At 43.0% G+C, this 17980-nt stretch carries 22 protein-coding genes and 2 pseudogenes; 6 read left to right on the top strand and 18 right to left on the bottom strand.

Going from position 1 to position 17980, the window contains the following annotated elements:
* Positions 1-93: 93 nt before the first annotated feature.
* From dprA to thiL, 7 genes are read right to left on the bottom strand one after another with little or no spacing between them, the layout of a single operon-like run.
* On the bottom strand, positions 94-1146 hold the full coding sequence (dprA, locus tag NT178_04250; GenBank protein ID MCX5811741.1) for a DNA-processing protein DprA: 1053 nt from the start codon (positions 1144-1146) through the stop codon (positions 94-96).
* The gene (locus tag NT178_04255) at positions 1134-3032 is read right to left on the bottom strand and encodes an aldehyde ferredoxin oxidoreductase family protein (protein ID MCX5811742.1); all 1899 of its coding nucleotides are present in this window, start codon (positions 3030-3032) and stop codon (positions 1134-1136) included. Before NT178_04255 ends, dprA begins: the two co-directional genes overlap by 13 nt.
* On the bottom strand, positions 3013-3258 hold the full coding sequence (locus NT178_04260) for a 4Fe-4S dicluster domain-containing protein (protein MCX5811743.1): 246 nt from the start codon (positions 3256-3258) through the stop codon (positions 3013-3015). Before NT178_04260 ends, NT178_04255 begins: the two co-directional genes overlap by 20 nt.
* Positions 3227-3877 (bottom strand): hypothetical protein, encoded by a 651-nt coding sequence (locus NT178_04265; protein ID MCX5811744.1) that lies wholly within the window; start codon positions 3875-3877, stop codon positions 3227-3229. The genes NT178_04260 and NT178_04265 overlap by 32 nt, the downstream gene beginning before the upstream one ends.
* Positions 3878-3889: 12 nt before the next feature.
* Complete coding sequence (locus tag NT178_04270; GenBank protein ID MCX5811745.1) at positions 3890-4633, bottom strand: RsmE family RNA methyltransferase; 744 nt, start codon at positions 4631-4633, stop codon at positions 3890-3892.
* Positions 4634-4636: 3 nt separating this feature from the next.
* The gene (locus tag NT178_04275) at positions 4637-5596 is read right to left on the bottom strand and encodes an HD domain-containing protein (GenBank protein MCX5811746.1); all 960 of its coding nucleotides are present in this window, start codon (positions 5594-5596) and stop codon (positions 4637-4639) included.
* Positions 5593-6558 (bottom strand): thiamine-phosphate kinase, encoded by a 966-nt coding sequence (gene thiL, locus NT178_04280; GenBank protein ID MCX5811747.1) that lies wholly within the window; start codon positions 6556-6558, stop codon positions 5593-5595. Before thiL ends, NT178_04275 begins: the two co-directional genes overlap by 4 nt.
* A gap of 433 nt (positions 6559-6991) precedes the next feature.
* Here thiL and NT178_04285 point away from each other — a divergent pair, with 433 nt between their 5' ends.
* From NT178_04285 to NT178_04310, 6 genes are all read left to right on the top strand, one after another.
* Positions 6992-7669 (top strand): DUF1847 domain-containing protein, encoded by a 678-nt coding sequence (locus NT178_04285; protein ID MCX5811748.1) that lies wholly within the window; start codon positions 6992-6994, stop codon positions 7667-7669.
* A gap of 125 nt (positions 7670-7794) precedes the next feature.
* A complete protein-coding gene (locus tag NT178_04290) occupies positions 7795-8091 on the top strand; it encodes a DUF134 domain-containing protein (protein MCX5811749.1) in 297 nt (98 codons plus the stop codon).
* A 2-nt stretch (positions 8092-8093) separates the two neighbouring features.
* Positions 8094-8468 carry a diguanylate cyclase gene (locus NT178_04295; protein MCX5811750.1) on the top strand — a complete coding sequence of 125 codons (375 nt, stop codon included), beginning with the start codon at positions 8094-8096 and terminating at the stop codon, positions 8466-8468.
* A 12-nt stretch (positions 8469-8480) separates the two neighbouring features.
* Positions 8481-8711, top strand: a complete 231-nt coding sequence (locus tag NT178_04300; protein MCX5811751.1) for a zinc ribbon domain-containing protein — start codon at positions 8481-8483, stop codon at positions 8709-8711.
* Positions 8712-8920: 209 nt separating this feature from the next.
* Positions 8921-10588 carry a hypothetical protein gene (locus NT178_04305; protein ID MCX5811752.1) on the top strand — a complete coding sequence of 556 codons (1668 nt, stop codon included), beginning with the start codon at positions 8921-8923 and terminating at the stop codon, positions 10586-10588.
* Positions 10585-11193: a cytochrome b/b6 domain-containing protein gene (locus NT178_04310; protein MCX5811753.1), complete on the top strand. Its 609-nt coding sequence runs from the start codon at positions 10585-10587 to the stop codon at positions 11191-11193. Before NT178_04305 ends, NT178_04310 begins: the two co-directional genes overlap by 4 nt.
* Before the next feature lie 73 nt (positions 11194-11266).
* On the opposite strand, the gene NT178_04315 is transcribed toward NT178_04310, so the two are convergent.
* From NT178_04315 to NT178_04365, 11 genes and pseudogenes are all read right to left on the bottom strand, one after another.
* On the bottom strand, positions 11267-12037 hold the full coding sequence (locus tag NT178_04315) for an undecaprenyl-diphosphate phosphatase (GenBank protein ID MCX5811754.1): 771 nt from the start codon (positions 12035-12037) through the stop codon (positions 11267-11269).
* Positions 12038-12301: 264 nt separating this feature from the next.
* Positions 12302-13753: a catalase gene (locus NT178_04320; GenBank protein ID MCX5811755.1), complete on the bottom strand. Its 1452-nt coding sequence runs from the start codon at positions 13751-13753 to the stop codon at positions 12302-12304.
* A 22-nt stretch (positions 13754-13775) separates the two neighbouring features.
* Positions 13776-14123: a Fur family transcriptional regulator gene (locus NT178_04325; protein MCX5811756.1), complete on the bottom strand. Its 348-nt coding sequence runs from the start codon at positions 14121-14123 to the stop codon at positions 13776-13778.
* Between the two features lie 387 nt (positions 14124-14510).
* A pseudogene (locus NT178_04330) lies at positions 14511-14645 on the bottom strand (peroxiredoxin).
* 269 nt (positions 14646-14914) lie between these two features.
* Positions 14915-15406: pseudogene (locus NT178_04335) on the bottom strand (radical SAM protein).
* A gap of 22 nt (positions 15407-15428) precedes the next feature.
* Positions 15429-15608 (bottom strand): hypothetical protein, encoded by a 180-nt coding sequence (locus NT178_04340; protein MCX5811757.1) that lies wholly within the window; start codon positions 15606-15608, stop codon positions 15429-15431.
* A gap of 178 nt (positions 15609-15786) precedes the next feature.
* On the bottom strand, positions 15787-16359 hold the full coding sequence (locus NT178_04345; GenBank protein MCX5811758.1) for a DnaJ domain-containing protein: 573 nt from the start codon (positions 16357-16359) through the stop codon (positions 15787-15789).
* Between the two features lie 131 nt (positions 16360-16490).
* Positions 16491-16775 carry a hypothetical protein gene (locus NT178_04350; protein ID MCX5811759.1) on the bottom strand — a complete coding sequence of 95 codons (285 nt, stop codon included), beginning with the start codon at positions 16773-16775 and terminating at the stop codon, positions 16491-16493.
* 64 nt (positions 16776-16839) lie between these two features.
* Entirely contained in the window at positions 16840-17370 is a 531-nt protein-coding gene (locus NT178_04355) for a gamma carbonic anhydrase family protein (GenBank protein MCX5811760.1), read from the bottom strand.
* A gap of 1 nt (position 17371) precedes the next feature.
* On the bottom strand, positions 17372-17752 hold the full coding sequence (locus NT178_04360; GenBank protein MCX5811761.1) for an iron-sulfur cluster assembly scaffold protein: 381 nt from the start codon (positions 17750-17752) through the stop codon (positions 17372-17374).
* Positions 17749-17979 carry a hypothetical protein gene (locus tag NT178_04365; GenBank protein ID MCX5811762.1) on the bottom strand — a complete coding sequence of 77 codons (231 nt, stop codon included), beginning with the start codon at positions 17977-17979 and terminating at the stop codon, positions 17749-17751. The genes NT178_04360 and NT178_04365 overlap by 4 nt, the downstream gene beginning before the upstream one ends.
* Position 17980 lies beyond the last annotated feature (1 nt).

Genomic DNA, 17980 nt, shown 5'->3' on the forward strand with positions numbered 1-17980 from the left:
TTTCAGATTACTGACTGCAAGAAGACAAAAAAACATACTTCAATCCGACCCCTGTAATTTCCGGAAAAGAAAGAGCGATCTGAAAGCTGCCTTCTATTTTCTGATATAATACCCTCCGGGAAATCCCCGGACTATTTCTTTCATCTCAAGCCTTGTAAGTATCGCCATTACATACTTTGCCTGCATTCCGGTTTTATCTATCAGCCCATCTACGTGTATCCTCTCGTGGCCTATATATGAATACACATAATCTTCGTCTTTGTCCATTTCAATCTTCTGCTGCTTTTTCAAAGTGAGATGAGGAAAGGAGGTTGCAAGGATGTCTTCGATACCGTCAACAAGTTTTGCCCCCTGTTTAATGAGTGCGTTTGCCCCTTTGTGCTCGTCACCGAAGATGCTTCCCGGAATTGCCATGACATCCCGGGCATATTCAAGACCAAGGCGGGCGGTAATCAAAGAGCCGCTCTTTCCGGACGCCTCTATAACGAGTACGCCCTTTGACAGACCGGCTATGATACGATTTCTCTCGGGAAAGTGGTAATTAAGGGGCGGATCCCCGGGGCTGTATTCGGTGAGCAGCAAGCCTTCTTCTCCGATCTTTTCAAAGAGCCGGATGTTTTCCGCCGGATAACAGATATCGATACCGCACCCAAGGACTGCAACCGTTTTACCTGTTTCAGGTAAAGCCCCTTTATGGGCAGCGGCGTCAATACCCCTTGCAAGACCGCTTATAACAGTTATCCCCAGAGATGAGAGGGTATTTGCAATCTTTTCAGCAAGAGCGATGCCTTCGAATGTCGCCTTTCTTGAACCTACTATAGCAAGCGTATTGCTGCCGGTTTTCAAGGAACCTTTTTTATACAGCACAACAGGGGGGTCAGGGATATACCCCAAAAGCTCCGGATATTCTTTATCCCTGATAGTGATTATATCTGTACCTGATTTTGTCAGTTTTTCCGTTGCCTTCTCAATATCCTTCCAATCCTTGAAAGCGCTTATCTGCGCTTTTAGGGATTCATCGTATATCTTTATTTTTCCTTCAAATAAAGCAGCAAGGCTGTCGTTTGTTTCGACAATCTCTTTCTTTTTTATGCGGTCTATGCCCTTTAGTTTCGATAAAGCAATGATTGCTGTCAGTTCATCCATAGCGCAATACCGAGCCTGTTTATGGTCTCTTCCTTTACGTGCCCTGTCTCATCCCACCCCCGAAGCACAAAATATGTTTTCAGCATCTCTTCTATCTTGTTATGATCGAGAGGCAGGCGCTCTCCTTTAGCATAATCTTCCGATTCTTTATAAAATCTCGCCGGATAAAGATATTCCTGGAATGTAAGTCCCCTGTCAAGGTTGAAGAGGTGAGCCATGTTGATAATCCGTTCTGCAGCAAAAAGGAGCTCATTCTCATCCATTTCATATCCGTAGACTGCACGAAAGGCTTCGCTCATAAGGGATGGGCCTATTGTCCGTAAAACAGGTGGCCTTATGCACAAGCCGAAGGAATTAAGCAGTGTAATGTATTCTTCGGAGTATTTGGTCATCGCAGGGATAGCAACTTTTGAGGGGGGTATACCCAGAATACTGTCTTTCAATGCCTGTGGCATGTCAACAAGTTCAAGCTCAGCAGGCGTTAATGCAAGGGGCTCGTATTCGTAACTCCTCTCAAAGTCTTTCAGGTCATCAACAGGAGTTCTGATACGGAGATGATCCCCTCCACGCGTGTTAATAAGTACACCCAGCATCCATGTGTCAAACCTCCCCCTTGGGTCGCGTACCGGCATTTCAAGACCTTTAATCTCGCAGGCAAAGGATTCGGAGCCCTTAAAATGTTCCGCTGCGTACTTTATGCCCTGTCCGAACAGTCTCCCTATGCCTTCTCTTCTGCCTATCATGGAAATCAATTTATAAATGCTTTTGAAATCCCCGAATGCGGGGCTGAATCCTATATCAATCTCTTTCAGGAAACCCTTTTCAAAAAGTTCCGTGATATAGGCAATTGTTGCGCTTGTGGATATGACATCCATACCGAGCCTGTTGCAAAGTTCTACGCATTGGAATATCTCAGGGATATTTTCAAGATCGAGTTTCGCTCCGAATTCAAGAGTAAAGGTTACCTCGAGCCCGCATGTCTCATATCCGGCATGCTCTCCGTCTTTTACTTTTGACCAGTGCAAACAGCCTATCGGGCATGATACGCAGGCAAGCGTCCGTTCCTTATACTTTTCTTCAAAGAATCTTCGGCCCCGTGTTGCTTCCCAGTTGTCAAAAGAACCTTGTCTGAAGTTTCGTCCGGGCAGTATACCCAGCTTGTTGTATACATCGGAGACTACCATTGAGCCATACCGTCTTGTATAGCCGAAGGAGTCCGAGGATAAGATGCGCTCCCTGAATTTCTTTGATACTGCACGGAGGAGCTTTTTATCCCTGATCTGTATTTCCCCCTTGCCGATAAAACAGAGCGCTTTAAGCTTTTTACTGCCCATGATTGCACCAAGGCCTGTACGACCAAAAGAATGGTGGTAATCCCCCTGAATAGAGGCAAACTGTACACCTGCCTCGCCTGCCTGTCCGATGCTTAATACCTCTGCGTCCTTACCTTCCAATTTTTTTAATATATGTACCGTTTCAAAGGTATCGTGTCCCCATATGTTTGATGCATCCTTTAATGTTACGCCTTTTTCGTCAATCAAGGCATAAACAGGGCTTTCCGATTTGCCCTTTATCCAGATGGAGTCGATATTACAGAGTTTTATTGCAAGACCTGCCTTGCCTCCTGAGTTTGAGGTCCCGAAATATCCTGTAGGCGAGAGTGCAGTTGCCTCGCACCGTGATGTGGTAGGTATATTCGTACCTACCAAGGCGCCACTTGTAAAAAACAGGCTGTTTTTTGCATCAAAAGGCGCAATAGTTCTGTCAGTATGTTTGTACAGGAGGGCTGTGTTAAGCCCCACCCCTCCGATATATAAGGGTCTTAAACTCTCGTCTTCCAGATATGCATGTTCCCTTTTCTCAAGGTCAATTACGAGAATTCTCATCTTCCCACCTCAGCGCTTTATAGGCACACACTGTTATGCATTCCCCGCAGGACTTACAATCCTCGCCGACAGATATGGTAAAACTTTGCTTTTCATCATTTTTATCCAGTTTTATGAATGACTTTTCAGGGTTAATAACATTGAAATTAAACAACGAGCAGGCAAGCACACATGACATACAGCCCGAACATTGCTCATGGTTTTTCAATATCTTTTTTTTCGCCATATTTAAACCTCTCAAGGCAGTATGAAATCATATAGGAGAGTTCTTTCAAAAACATATCCCGTGACATCGGCTCTTTCCACCATTTATCTTTTTTAAAATATGACATATTCACAGGTTTAATAAGATATACTACCTGCGCACTGTCTTTTGACAAGCCGTAAAACAGGTGAAATCTCCTTGAGGCATATTCAGGTACAAGAATGATAACCTTTTTTGCCCCGATTTTCGAAAAGGCTTCCTGTATTTTTTTTACTTTTACGCTGCCTTCACCTTCAATTTCAAGCTTTTTTAGTACGCCCTCCTTGATGCCCCGTGTATGCGCTGTTTTGGCAACAATATCCAGGAGGCTTATACCCAGTATTTTATCATCTTCAATCCATATGGTTTTGCCGTTTCCGGCCCAGTATTCTCTGAAGGCCTCTGTATACAACTCTCCGTTTTTATCTTCGAAAAACCTGGGGACAAATATTGCATCCGAAGGAAAGACTTTATCTTCGTATCTAAGCTGACTGCCGATAGTTTTCAATGAGAAGGGATGGATAAGGATTCCCGTAATGATCATGCAAGCGACCAGGATAAATATGAGACAGCCACATCCCGCCTTTCCTTTGTTATTCATTGTTCCCCCTTATTATTTACATTTGTTAAAATATTCATAAAGGATGACTGATAGAATGACAAGAGGCGTTGTTTCAGTTCTGAATATATTTTCACCAAGCGTGCACGATGTGAAGCCGTTTTCCCTCAGCCATTCAATTTCCAGATCGTCTATACCGCCTTCAGGGCCTATAACCACGCATATCTCCCCTTCTTTACGGTTTGACATAACATCATTGAATGAGATCTCCCTTTCTTGCTCGTAAAAGGCCCACCGGTTCGGAATGTCTTCCGTATAGGGGAGTATCCCTCTAAGGGGAGTAGGTTCAACCACCTCAGGTATAGTAAACCTGCCTGACTGACGGGATGCTTCTATGGCAATCCGTTTCCAACGGTCATATTTCCCCTTTTCCTTGTCCTCAAATTTAATTAAAGTCCTCTTGAAAATTGTAGGCAGTATCCTCTCCACACGGAGTTCCGTTGCCTTCTCGACGAGCCAGTCCATTCGCGGCCCTTTTATCGGGCTTACACAAAGAGTTACCTTGGGCCTTTTTTCTTCAGGGTGATGCACGACATCCATTACCCGGAGATACAGCTCTTTACCTTTTATGCTGTTGATTGTACATCTGTAAAGGTAGCCCTTTCCGTCAATCAGGTCTATCCTGTCGCCGATTGTTTTTCTCAGAACATTGATAATGTATTTATACATAGGGCCTGTAAGTAGCGCCATCTCGTTCTTTATCTTCAGCTTGTCTACAAAAACTCTTCTTATTTCCATATATTACCTTTCGGGAAGCTTATAGAATCTTGATCCGTACAGCTTGTGGTATTCTGTCCACTTTTCGTCTGCCATATTTTCTTTCATGTGCTCCTTTACGCCCATAACCTTGGCGTCGAGATCATCGAGATAGTGTATGATGAGGGCTTCTATGGACATAGGTTTTTTAGGAGAACCCCACTCTTCAACACCATGGTGGCTTATAATGATGTGGGCAAGCATATCCGATGTATGCTCCGGAAATCCCTTTACCTCTTTTGCCAGCTCTTCAAACATTAAGGTGCCGAGTGCTATGTGCCCCATGAGCCTTCCTCTGTCCGAATAATTAAAACCGCCTTTCACGCAATACTCTTCAACTTTTCCAATATCGTGCAAAAGACTTCCTGCAATAATGATATCTTTATCCGCACCCGTTATATCGGCCACATACCTGCCCATATATGCCACCGTAAGGGAGTGCTCAAGGAGTCCACCCAGATAGACATGGTGTACCCCTATTGAAGCTGGAAATAAAAAGAATTTTTCCAGGATATCGTTCCTTTTAATAAGGGCAGAGAAGACAGAAGCTACATGGAGTTCCTCAATTTCGTTCAGGAGCTGAAAAAAATTCTTTTTTAAATTGTCAATCCCTGGTTCGGCTTCCGGGAAGAATGTTCTCATGTCTTCCAGACAGACCTCATCGTCGAACTTCCTTATGTCAGTTACAGTCAATTGTGGTTTTCCCTGGTAGAGCCGCATCTTTGCCTTAACAAAAACAAGATCGTTCTTTTCAAAGAACTTATTTATATTATCCACATTTTCCCAGACTTTGCCTTCAATGCTGCCGGTGTTGTCTTTCAGCTCTATACTCATATATTTTGCATTGTTTTTACCTGTAAAAATGTTCTTTTTCGAAACAATAAAGAGGTCGTTTACTTCAATGCCTTCCCTGTTAATATCCTTAATGAATATGCCTTTTCTCACAGGTGGGCTCCAAAGTGCTCGTAGCCCTTGATGATAGGCTTTACGATTTTTCCATCTTTTAAGATTTCTACGCCTTTTCCCTTAGCTACCTCGCCTATTATGGAGACAAGGAATCCCTTCTTTGTGATATCCCCGATTGCCTGAAGCTTCTCCGGGGAGAAGGTAAAGAGCAGTTGGTAGTCTTCACCGCCGCCTAATGCGAGGCGTTCAAGGCCTTTTCTTTTCAAAATAACCGGTACAGGCAGTTTCTCAAGATGTATTTTTGCAGACTTTCTGCTTTCCGTCATCATCCTTTCAAGGTCTATAAACAATCCGTCGCTTATATCCATCATCGCATTAGTTATATCACTTTTTATCAATTCCTTCCACAGGGCATATGGAGGTTTAGGATTTATGTGCCTTTCTATAAACCTGTTTGAGGCTTTTGCTTTTTTACCTTTTTGCAGGAGGCTCAAGCCGTATGCGCTTTCACCAAGCCAGCCGGTTACTCCTATCAGATCACCGTCTTTCGCATTATCTCTTCCAAGGTACCTGCTGGTTACCAATTTTCCTATCATAGAAACATCAATAAAAAAATCGCTCTTAGTCTCTATCGTATCGCCGCCGAGCAGGATTGTGTTGAATTCCTTTGCAGCCCTGCCCATACCAGTATACAGCCTGTTGATCTTTTTGTAAGTTATATGTTCCGGGATGCCGATTGTAACGAGAAAATAGAGGGGGTTAGCCCCCATGGAAAGGATATCGGAGACGTTTACATATATAGCCTTCTTGCCGACATAATAGCTGTCCATAAAGTCAAAATCAAAATGGATATGTTCTGCAAGTCCATCCTGGACAAAAACATAGGAACCCTGCGTCATTTCGACAACTGCCCCGTCATCGCCAATGCCCCTCAATACCTCCCGGGAAGATCTTCCGAACCTTTTAAGCCGCTTTATAAGTTCATTTTCTCTTATTTCCATATTGTTAGCAGAGATGATAACAGGTAATAGTTGTGTTTTGCAAGCATTGCTGTGCGGAAAGAATCATATTGATCCGGGGAGTAGGCCTCTACGCCCTCTTTCTTCTGAGGACTGCCAGAGGAAACCGGGCATTACAACAAAACTGATTTTATCAAGTTGAGTTTTTTGATTCCCGATAAAATATCGGAAAAATATTCGGTAAATTGAATTCACAATCCCCTTTGCTTTATGCCTGTGGACCGGAAGAGCTTTATTCAAATCTTAGCTTCAAGTATGGATTGGTGGCCATCCGTCCTTAAAATATCCCTGCATTTACACCTGCTGCAATACGCCGCAGGTATGCCCGGTGTTTTTATATTGACAGGAGTTTATTGTTATCATACACATAAAGTGTTTTTCGCACGGCATTGCCGCCAGCCAAAAGGAGGATTTTATGGACAAAGAACTTACATCGCAATGCTCAGCCTGTGAGCATCCGGTTCGTGAACGGGCTTGTATGAGCCCCAAGGGCAAGGGGGCAAAAGGGTGCCCGACAATGGGATCTCGCACTATATCGGAAAAAGCCCGTAAGGAATATGATAAAGAAGATATCCGCGAATTTGCCAGGCAAGCATCTATTCAGGAGGGCGAGTGCTACTCCGAAAAAGACAAAAAACCTTTTGTTATGCATCCTGTAAAACCGAGAATACTGGAAATCGTGGAATTTGCCGAAAAGATGGCATATAAAAAGCTCGGTCTTATTTTCTGTATGGGCCTTGCGAAAGAAGCCTCTCTTGTAAACGAGATACTGGAATATCACGGATTTGAGGTTGTGTCAATCGTTTGCAAGGCCGGATGTGTTCCCAAGGAGGAGATCGGCATCAAAGAGCATGAGAAAATCCAGGCCGGCAAGCACGAGACCATGTGCAACCCCATCCTCCAGGCTATGGTGGCAAATGAGGCAAAAACGGACTTCAACATCCTCCTCGGCCTTTGTGTGGGTCATGATTCACTTTTTTTCAAATATGCCGATGCCCCCACAACTGTTTTGGCGGTAAAAGACAGGGTTACCGGTCATAACCCCCTGGCAGCAATCTACACGATGGGCAATTTTTACTCCTGGGTCAAATAAAGCAAGCCATAGCTCAATTCCAGAAATGAGCTATAAAACTCTATTTTATTACATAAAAGCCCTGTAGAGTTTTAAAATAGCAAATAGTCCTTGACAAGTTATTGGCATATGCTTATAATAGTTAAATGTCAAGGCCAAAAAAGAACAGATGTATCAATTATTTTCCCAATTCTTCCTATTTCAAACCCAAGGGTATTCCTCTTTATCAACTTAAGGAGGTTTTGTTAAACCTGGATGAGTTTGAGGCGATCCGTCTTGCCGATTATGAAGGACTCTATCATGAGAAGGCAGCAGAGCAGATGAACATTTCGCGCCCTACATTTGGTCGGATCCTTGACAACGCACGTAATAAAGTTGCCGATATCATCATCAACGGCAAAGCGCTCCAAATAGAAACAGTCAATAAAAAAACGGAGGTTTAGTAATGAAAGTATGTTTCGCAGTTCAGGAAGATCAGGGTATTGAAAGCACGGTGTACAACCATTTTGGTTCTGCCCCGGCGTTTGTTGTTGTTGATACGGAAATTAAGCAGGCTGTTACAATTAACAACAAAGACTTAAACCATGTTCACGGGGCATGTAATCCTGTCATGGCTATCGGGGGACAGAATGTGGATGCAGTGGTTGTCGGCGGCATAGGCGCGGGCGCCATAAGAGGACTTAACGCGGCAGGGATAAAAGTTTATGGTTCTGTAAAAGAAACAGTCAAAGATAATCTCGATTTATTTTTAGAAAATAAGCTTCCGGAACTGAGCGCGTTAAATGCCTGCGGAGGACATCAGGGCGGCTGCGGCCATTAACAGGAGGCAAATATGCCGATATATGAATATAAATGCGGGGATTGTGGTTCAATCAGTGAGTTCATAATATTGGGGAAGGCTGAAGGTCTGCATTGCAAACACTGCAACAGCGAGCATCTTGAGAAACTCTTATCGGCGCATAATACTGCAAATTCAAGCCACAACTCCATGCCGGGCATTCCGGGAGGATGTTGCGGCGCACCTAATTCCTGCGGGAATCCGGGAAGTTGTTGCGGAGGATAAAAGAGTATCCGGCCTAATTGTTCATATTCTTTAGTGGGTTCCGGGGTTTTCGTAAAAAAGTTTCTGAGAAACCCCGGTTTTTCGGAGTAATGTGAATTTGTTTGCATACCTTGCGGCTTTGCTGTGGGGTAATTGACTCAAGTTGTTTATTTTCTAAAGAAGCACTTTCGAAAGCTTAATCGAAAGTGCTTTGAGGATCTGCAACATCGATGAACTTCCTGATATTTATATTCCTTGTCATTTTTCCTATATCCTTGCAAGGTTCAATTTCGACGTTTTACTGCTTCGGCTGCCATGAAAAGCATAAAGAATTCAAGCATGGAAAAACAACCTGTCTCCAATGCCACGACGATATAAGTTCGGCACTCCACGACGATAAGTTAAAAAAACCCTCATGCAGCACCTGCCACAGTCAGACAACCGAAGAATACTCAAAATCTGTTCACGGTAGAAAAAATCTCTCCTGCAAGGGTTGTCATAACGTTCATTTTTTAAAAGAAGGAAAGCGTAGCTGCCTTGAATGCCACAAGAATGTATCACACGCCTTGCTACCGTCAAAGGAAAAACACCTCAAGGCACTGGACTGTCTTGCCTGTCACGGTAAATCAACAAAAAATGAGGTGCTGGTAAACATAGACATCGGCAGGAAAGGTCTTATAAAGAAAGAATTCATAGACGCTGACTTAAACGGATTTTTAAACCACAGCGAATGGGACAACCTCCAGGCCATACTCCAGAAAGAATATAAAGGCAAACACCATATAAATAAACAGTATTTGATTATAGCGAACCCTCATACTGTCATGAAAAAACCGGTAGCCTGCAATGCCTGTCACGATGAGAAAGGACTTTTCCGGCAAGCAAGTGTGACAATAACAGGAAAAAGATCCTTTGTTTTTTTCGCTGATCCGAAAATATTTATCCCAGAATTGCCCTCTATAAAAGAATACGGGCTTACTGTTCACGGCAAAAAAGGGGTCGAATGTTACAACTGCCACACCTCGCAGGAACACATCAGTGACAGTGTTTGTATGGCCTGTCATGAAAATATATATGGGATTTATAAAGATGCCGCTCATTCTGAAAAGGGTGCTGCCAGATGTACCGATTGCCATAACCCCCATCATGTAAAAGCATATAAGGAGTTGAGTGCCCCTGAAAGGCTTGCCGTATGTTCCCGCTGTCATAAAAATTATATAGATAAGCACCGGTGGCTTCCTAATACTGTTTTGCATTTTAATTATCTCGAATGTTCCACATGTCATAGCCCCGATTCAACAAAAAGTATGGTCTTCAATTTTGCCTTCAGAGAGGGAAACACGGTCATCCCCTTAACATATGGCGATTTCGAAAAAATATACGGTAAGAATATTGAATTGCAAAAAATTATAGACCGCAACAAAGATGATACTGTTTTCTGTAAAGAACTGGCAGATTTTTTTATTGAATTAAAGAAGAGATCTCAAAGAGAAGTTACCATCAACAGCTCGATTGTTATAACAAAGGTCTACCATAACTATTCAGAAAAAAATGTGAAAAGTAAAGTGTGCGCCTCATGTCATTCTGAAAATGCCCCATTCTATGAGTCCATGTTCCTTTCCATCCCTGAGAAAGGAAAAACCGTCCATATCCCAGTCAAAGGGCCTGTGCTTTCAGCTTTCCCGACATCGGTGTTTATTGACATGTGCCTTCTGGGAGAAGGAAAGATACATGCCAACGATTTTTACAACGTCCTGAAATCAAACCGGAAAGACAGGGTTCAGATAATAAAGGAACTTGGCTTCAAACTAATTGATTTTATAGGAATAATTCTTTCTGTGATTATTTTGTCGGGAATTATCATTCATATAATATTAAGGAAAGTGAGAAAAAGATGAGCAAATTATACCTCCATACATTGTCTGTAAGGATATGGCACTGGGTAAACGCCTTTATAGTACTTATTCTTATTATAACAGGCATTCAACTGAGAGCACCTTCAATCCAAATTTTCCATGATTACAGAATTATTGTGCTACTCCATAAATATTTCGGCTTTGCCATGGCAGGGTCATTTCTTTTCTGGTTATTTTACAATCTTTTTACCGGTAATATTAAGAAGCATTACATCATGTCTTTTATGGACATGAAGAATATGCCCGGACAGGCGTTCTATTATCTATTTCATATCTTCAGAGGAAAGGCAAACCCCTTCGAACCATCACCCGAAAGCAAATTCAACCCTCTTCAAAAACTTGCCTATTCTTCGATAATGCTTGTTTTCGTACCGATTATCACTTTCACAGGGATTATGTTCAGCGATATACTTTTCTTTTTCTCCTGGATCAAGGCCATAGGAGGATTGCGTGTTCTCGATGCAATCCATGTTGCCGCTGCTTATGTTTTTGTCCTTTACCTTTTTGTACACATCTACATGTCAACTCTGGGGTCAAAGTTTAATTCTCACATAAAATGCATGGTAACGGGATATGAGGAAAAGTAATTAATCGCATAAAGATGCACAAACGTATAACGCCTCTTCTTTCCCCGATATTCGGGATACCGGAATAGATGATCTATAAAATGAAAAGCCAGAAAGATAATGCGAGGACGATCCGGTAGATACCGAAGCTGATAAAAGTATGATGTTTTATATAATTTAGGAGAAATTTCACGCTCAGCAGGGCAAATACAAAAGAAAGAATAAAACCCACAGACAAAAAGTTGATCTGAGCTATTGAAAACTGACTTGCGTTCTTCAGCAGGTCCAGGGCTGTTGCTGCCAGCATGGTCGGTATTGCCAGGAGAAACGAAAATTCAACGATTGTTTTTCTTCTCAGGTTCATTATCAATCCTCCCACAATTGTAGCAGCCGACCGGGAAACGCCCGGGATCATGGCAATAGACTGGAACAGGCCGATCATAAGAGCCGTACGATAAGGAATGTTACTAATGTCGTCCACAGCGTCATCTTTTTCTTTGTGGAGCATTTCAAAGACGATGAGGCATATCCCTCCGATAAACATTGACCAGAGGACTACCTGATTGCTTTTCATGAGAAACTGTTTGATGATCTTATAAAAGAGAAGGCCCAGCGCTGCCGTGGGAAGAAAAGCAAGTATTACCCTTTTGAGAGCCTCGAAGTTGAGAAGCAATGTCTTCCAGTAGATAACAACAACGGACAGAATGGCTCCAAACTGGATAACAATTTCAAAAGTCTTGAGAAATTCCGTCTGCGAAAGACCCAGCAACTGGGCCGTAAGCATGAGGTGACCTGTCGATGATATGGGCAGAAACTCTGTTATGCCTTCAACAATGCCGAATATAAGAGCTTGTAGTAGATTCACCGGATTATTGAACTATATATATCTTCTCTTGTCAAAGATATTCTAATAGCAATTCGCCTTTAGAGATATAGCTTCGTTAACTCGTCGTCGCTCTCCTCGACGTACTATAAAAGTACGCCTACGTCGGCTCCTCCTTGTTGCCTCGTTCTATCTCTAAATTCGAATTGCTATGAAACATCATTTGAAAAAACAGCAATAAAAAGGCGCCGGAATCATAAACCGGCGCCTTTTTATTGCTTTCATTTATAGGATAATCTATATGCCTTAGGGTACTTCGCTTAGCGGAATGCCGAGGGCGTCCGCAACCCCCTTGCCATAGGCAGGATCAGCTTTCAGGCAGTTCCCTATGTGGCGGGTTTTAACCTCCATCGGAGCATCCCCGATAGCACGGGCTGTGTTTTCAAATAGCACCTTTTGCTGATCGGCGCTCATGAGGCGGAAGAGTTTGCCCGGCTGAGAGTAATAGTCTTCATCTGTACGATGGTTCCAATGATCGGCAGCACCTTCGAGACTGAGGGGCGGTTCGGCAAAATCAGGTTGCTGCTGCCATTCGCCGTAACTGTTGGGCTCATAGCCGAGCGTGCTGCCGTAATTGCCGTCAACCCGCATGGCGCCGTCGCGGTGGTAGCTGTGGAAAGGACAGCGTGAGGCATTGACCGGTATCAGGTGGTGGTTTACACCAAGGCGGTAGCGCTGGGCATCTCCATAGGAGAAGAGCCTTCCCTGGAGCATTTTGTCAGGTGAGAAACCGATGCCGGGCACAACATTGGTAGGGTTGAAAGCTGCCTGTTCGACCTCGGCAAAATAGTTTTCCGGATTGCGGTTCAGTTCGAGGATGCCAACCTCGATAAGAGGATAATCCTTGTGGAACCAGACTTTTGTGAGGTCAAAAGGATTGTACGGGCAGGTTGCAGCTTCTTTCTCAGGCATTATCTGGACGAAGAATGTCCACTTCGGGGAATCGCCCTTTTCAATGCTCTCATAGAGATCACGCTGGTTACTTTCCCGGTCTTTGCCGACGATTGCTTCAGCCTCCTGGTCGGTGATGTTTTTAATACCCTGCTGGGTTTTAAGATGGAATTTAACCCAGTACCGTTCTTTGTTGGCATTAATGAAGCTGAAGGTATGACTGCCAAAGCCGTGCATATGGCGATAGGAGCATGGGATGCCGCGGTCGCTCATGACAATAGTAACCTGGTGCAATGCTTCGGGCAGCGATGTCCAGAAATCCCAGTTGTTCTTGGCACTGCGCATATTGGTGCGGGGGTCCCGTTTGACGGCATGGTTGAGATCGGGGAACTTGAGAGGGTCGCGCAGAAAAAATACCGGCGTGTTGTTCCCCACCAGATCCCAGTTTCCTTCCTCAGTATAGAACTTCATCGCAAAACCACGGATGTCGCGCTCTGCGTCAGCAGCACCGCGCTCCCCGGCTACAGTTGAAAAACGGAGGAAGCACTCGGTCTTTTTTCCTATTTCCGAAAATATTTTTGCTTTAGTATATTTTGTAATATCATGGGTGACGGTAAATGTGCCGTAAGCCCCGGAACCCTTGGCATGCATACGCCGCTCAGGTATGACCTCCCGGTCAAAGCTTGCAAGTTTCTCCAGGAACCAGACATCCTGAAGTAATGCAGGGCCGCGTGGTCCGGCAGTCATAATGTTCTGGTTGTCGGCCACAGGAGCGCCGGCGTTATTGGTCAGTTTCTTCTTCTCCATATTTACCTCCTTTTTTTTTGGATTATTTACCAGTTTTTCTGCTGCACTCTTTACAAAGTCCATAGTACTCGAAACGCATCTTATGCGCTTTAAAGCCCGTTGAAGTCTCTATCGATGACGGAGACATTAATATATCCCCGTCAAAGTTTTCAATTTTTCCACACTCTATACAGATGAGATCGACATGGTCGGTCATGTTGCTTTCGTATCTGTTTTCCTGCTCGTAAAACTCAAGCTCTTTGATCAGCCCTTCCTCTTTGAGCAACTTCAGCGTGTAATAGACTGTTGACATGCTGATATCAGGTATATTTTCTCTGGCTTTCAGAAAAACTGTACGCGCCCCCGGATGACTCCGGTCACCGGAGAGAATATCAATTATTGCAAGACGTTGAGGAGTCAGTTTAACCCCTTTTTTTCTGAGGGCACTCAGGATTCTTGTTTTTATATCCTCTGAATTAATTAAAAACTCCCTTCTCTAATCAGGAATGATTCCTAACTAAGTATACTACAGATAAAATATTTGTCAAGTCTGAAATCAAACTTTAACCATTAAAATAGTAGCCACCTTATATGATTATAAATTTTCTTTACGATAACTTTTTAATCAACATTATCAATGAGGTATCATTAAATTAATTTTTTCAGGGATTAATTCCAATTTGTACATCAAATGTTTCCACGAACTATTTTTTATCCGATCCCCGGAAAGAGGGAACTCAATATTTCCGGAAATTACTTCCCTTTAAAAGGCTATGAACGTTTCCCGGACATGCTGAAAAGCCTTTACCTGTCTTATAAGCTCCGCAATATTTATGCCGACAGGCGGCGTAAGAACCTCCATAGCCTGGATGATACCATCAGGATTATAATGAAACCCCTTTATATTTTACCCCTCCTTCTTAACGTATCGTCATCGCTGATAGGCTGGACAATTTTCTTCCGGCTTTCATAAACGGAAATAGCATTGAGACCGTCAAAAAGGTCTTTTATTTTAGACAACTCCTCCCTCTTGAGCGGTTCAACGCCACATGGCCTCAATGGGGTATTGATTTGTATCTCATCGGGATGAATCTCTTTTGCTATTTTTGCGATACCCTCGGCATATTGAACACTATTCTCCATGAACATAATCTGGAGAGCCAGTTTTCCACGGAATTGTTTTTTAAATTCCTTTATTCCCCCTATAATGGCTTCAAAACGAATCCCCTGAAAAGGCTGATTAACCTTAATAAAGGACTCCTGAGAACAGGCATCAAGCTTGGCAAGGACGAGATCGGCATATAGTAGTTCATTCTGAATATCCTGCCGGTTCATCAGGGATGAGTTAGTGATTACCGCCACAGGCTCCTTGCGTACAGACTTTACGGCGCTGATCACGTTTCCTAAATTATTGGCAAGTGTAGGTTCGCCCCTGCCTGAGATTGTAATATAATCTATGGGTGTCTCGGGAAGTACATCCAGTTCTTTTATTATCTCATCCTCCTGAACATATATTTTTCGATCAGTAGTAAAAATTCCGGTTCTCCCCAATTGACAATAAATACAGTCGTAACTGCATATCTTTTCTTGTTGTGAAAGCAGGTCTACCCCCAGGGAACTTCCAACTCTCCATGAGGGGACAGGGCCATAGATATATTTAAATTTAGGGAGCATTGTAAATCCGTCCTTTGAGATTCTACTGAAAAAGTCCCAACTCGCAACTGGTAACTTTTATCTTCAGTTCGTTCAGCATTTCACCCAGTTCCTTTGTGGGGATATTCTCGTCTTCGGCAATCTTGCGGGCTTGCTTGCAGGCAATCTTGCCGTTTTTCGTATGCGCTTTAATCTTCTCTATAATTGTTTCTTTATTCATCATCCACTCCTTTTATTATGTATTTTTTGTCTTCCTTTTTTATAAGGTTATTGTTTTGGAACTATCTGTTTTACTGCAAAGCAAAGATTCCGGTTCTTCCCAAAATTGTAATAACAATACATTACATCAAGATAAACTGTAACGAAATGATACCTGTCCTTCGAAGCATAGGGCAAATCTCTCACATGCAGTTACTCTGTGCTGATTCTGATATTGTTATCCTGACAAAGATATAACTGTTTTCATCTCCTCCGAGTACTGCCTTGATTTGTGTTCCATGACTTACCCCTCCTGGAATTCGAACTAGGTATCCCTGCCGTTTTCTGCCAACGGTAACCAGAACCCGCCTTTCAGTTCCATACCGGGCTTCCTGAGGAGTAAGAATGAACTCGTAGATCTGTCCAGGATTTACTTTCAAGATCGCACTTCGTGTAAAAAGATTCGATCTTTTACAGCCTCCGTTCCATTTCATGGTATGTTGATATCTGCTGCTCATGTTCTGATCAAAGTGCTCATAAACGTCTGATGTTGTGGAGTAAGGGTTATGCATAAGATCATATTCTTTCCGCTTCTGCTCGTCTCCCAGGACAGAATAGGCTTCACTTATCTTTTTGAATTTTTCTTCGGCATCAGGATCTTCCTGGTGATGATCAGGATGAAATTCAAGTGCTAATTTCCTGTAAGCATTTTTTATTTCAGAGGCTGAAGCATTCCTTGTTAACTTAAGTATGTGGTAATAGTCTTTCCGGATCATTGGATAAAATCCCTTCTAATCGTGATAATATACTCACACGAATAAGCCCGTTATTTTATCACGATTTCTATATATTATTTAACAAACACAGTATATTTATTTGTGATCAACTGATCACAATCGTATCAACCTCACCCGACCCCCATAATATAAATCGTGTCGCTTTCGTTCAGGGATGCGCTCATCCTTTCACCATACGATAGAAAACCTATTTGATTTACAGATACCCGGATTTCCATATCAATTTCTTCTTTATCATCTAAAATGGCTTTTTTTACACCATTTCCGAATTTTTTTATCAACTCGTTTACAAGATCCTGCAAGGTGTTTCCTGGAAATGTAATATCAATATCATTTTTCTTACCCAAAAGCTTATACAGCGGCGCCACCCCTTTTACCGAAAGATGAATTTTCATGTCTCTACCTCTGCAATATATTATTTTATCAGCCATTTTTTCCAATTTGAAAATCCCGCGCATTTTACATGAGATCAATTCTTTCCATACCTATTTTACAGTACTTATGTGCCAGATCCACATAAAGACCTCTTGACCAAGTCCAGAAATCCTTTTCTTTCTGTGACATATCGCGGATTTTCTTTGCCGGGTTGCCTGCTACTATTACCCCTGCGGGGATCTTTTGCTCCCGTTTCACTATAGTGCCTTCTGCTACCGTGGAGCCGTCGGATACTTCGGAACGGATACTTAAAATAGCGCCCATGCCTATCCCGCAATAATCACCGATTCGCTTTGCGTGTATAATCGCCCCGTGCCCGAGAATCACACCCCTGCCTATAGAGCAGACATCATCAGGCGGCGCATGGACGACAACGCCTTCCTCGACCGCTGTCTCGTCGCCTATCTCAATAGTGCCGTAGTCTCCTCTCAGGATAACACCATGCCCTATATAACAATCATTCCCGATTCTGACATCTCCTATAATCAGGGCGGTTTCACTTATATACGTACCGTTCCCGAAAACCGGCTGTTTTCCATCAAATCTGTAGAACATTTTACCTCCTTACATATTTATTAAAATAGTCCATTATCGCCCTTCTAAGCCCTGAAGCACCCAATGCCGAGCAATGAATCTTATGTTCCGGCAATCCGTCCAGGGCATTTACTATGTCGTCTTCGCTTATCATCATTGCATCGTCGAGGTTTTTGCTTGTAGCAATCTCAGTCATCGCACTTGCACAAGCTATTGCAGCAGGGCAACCCCTTATCTGATATTTTACGTCAGTCAACTCATCGTTTGTTACTTTAATAAAAACCCTCAAAAAATCGCCGCACGAAGGGTCTCCGATTTCGCCGACACCGCTTGCATCCTCAATAATACCGACATTTCTTGGATTATGGAAGTGTTCAAGCACCTTTTCGCTGTATTCACTCATATTCCTGCAACCTCCGTAAATACATGGGCGCGTGCTCCCTGAAAATCAGCTTCAATAACCATTTCTTTTCCCATGGCTATCGGGAAATCCCTTCTTCCCGTGTTTCCGATTGCTTCTTCAGAAGATAATATTTTTACAAAAACAGGAACATCTGCCTCAAGCAGGCTATTTTCTTGCACTATTTTGTCAAACCTTTCTCTTGATTGAGACAGCATTGAACCGCCCATC

Source organism: Pseudomonadota bacterium (assembly GCA_026388255.1).
Classification (GTDB): Bacteria; Desulfobacterota; Syntrophorhabdia; order Syntrophorhabdales; family Syntrophorhabdaceae; genus JAPLKB01.

Bases quoted from the DNA above. Each gene is read 5' to 3' on its own strand.
- NT178_04285 (MCX5811748.1), top strand. From the start codon at position 6,992: ATGGACAAAGAACTTACATCGCAATGCTCAGCCTGTGAGCATCCGGTT.
- NT178_04350 (MCX5811759.1), bottom strand. From the start codon at position 16,775: ATGAAAATTCATCTTTCGGTAAAAGGGGTGGCGCCGCTGTATAAGCTT.
- NT178_04340 (MCX5811757.1), bottom strand. From the start codon at position 15,608: ATGATGAATAAAGAAACAATTATAGAGAAGATTAAAGCGCATACGAAA.
- dprA (MCX5811741.1), bottom strand. From the start codon at position 1,146: ATGGATGAACTGACAGCAATCATTGCTTTATCGAAACTAAAGGGCATA.
- NT178_04355 (MCX5811760.1), bottom strand. From the start codon at position 17,370: ATGTTCTACAGATTTGATGGAAAACAGCCGGTTTTCGGGAACGGTACG.
- NT178_04265 (MCX5811744.1), bottom strand. From the start codon at position 3,877: ATGAATAACAAAGGAAAGGCGGGATGTGGCTGTCTCATATTTATCCTG.
- NT178_04320 (MCX5811755.1), bottom strand. From the start codon at position 13,753: ATGGAGAAGAAGAAACTGACCAATAACGCCGGCGCTCCTGTGGCCGAC.
- NT178_04270 (MCX5811745.1), bottom strand. From the start codon at position 4,633: ATGGAAATAAGAAGAGTTTTTGTAGACAAGCTGAAGATAAAGAACGAG.
- thiL (MCX5811747.1), bottom strand. From the start codon at position 6,558: ATGGAAATAAGAGAAAATGAACTTATAAAGCGGCTTAAAAGGTTCGGA.
- NT178_04295 (MCX5811750.1), top strand. From the start codon at position 8,094: ATGAAAGTATGTTTCGCAGTTCAGGAAGATCAGGGTATTGAAAGCACG.
- NT178_04360 (MCX5811761.1), bottom strand. From the start codon at position 17,752: ATGAGTGAATACAGCGAAAAGGTGCTTGAACACTTCCATAATCCAAGA.
- NT178_04290 (MCX5811749.1), top strand. From the start codon at position 7,795: ATGTCAAGGCCAAAAAAGAACAGATGTATCAATTATTTTCCCAATTCT.
- NT178_04260 (MCX5811743.1), bottom strand. From the start codon at position 3,258: ATGGCGAAAAAAAAGATATTGAAAAACCATGAGCAATGTTCGGGCTGT.
- NT178_04310 (MCX5811753.1), top strand. From the start codon at position 10,585: ATGAGCAAATTATACCTCCATACATTGTCTGTAAGGATATGGCACTGG.
- NT178_04365 (MCX5811762.1), bottom strand. From the start codon at position 17,979: ATGGGCGGTTCAATGCTGTCTCAATCAAGAGAAAGGTTTGACAAAATA.
- NT178_04300 (MCX5811751.1), top strand. From the start codon at position 8,481: ATGCCGATATATGAATATAAATGCGGGGATTGTGGTTCAATCAGTGAG.
- NT178_04305 (MCX5811752.1), top strand. From the start codon at position 8,921: ATGAACTTCCTGATATTTATATTCCTTGTCATTTTTCCTATATCCTTG.
- NT178_04345 (MCX5811758.1), bottom strand. From the start codon at position 16,359: ATGATCCGGAAAGACTATTACCACATACTTAAGTTAACAAGGAATGCT.
- NT178_04255 (MCX5811742.1), bottom strand. From the start codon at position 3,032: ATGAGAATTCTCGTAATTGACCTTGAGAAAAGGGAACATGCATATCTG.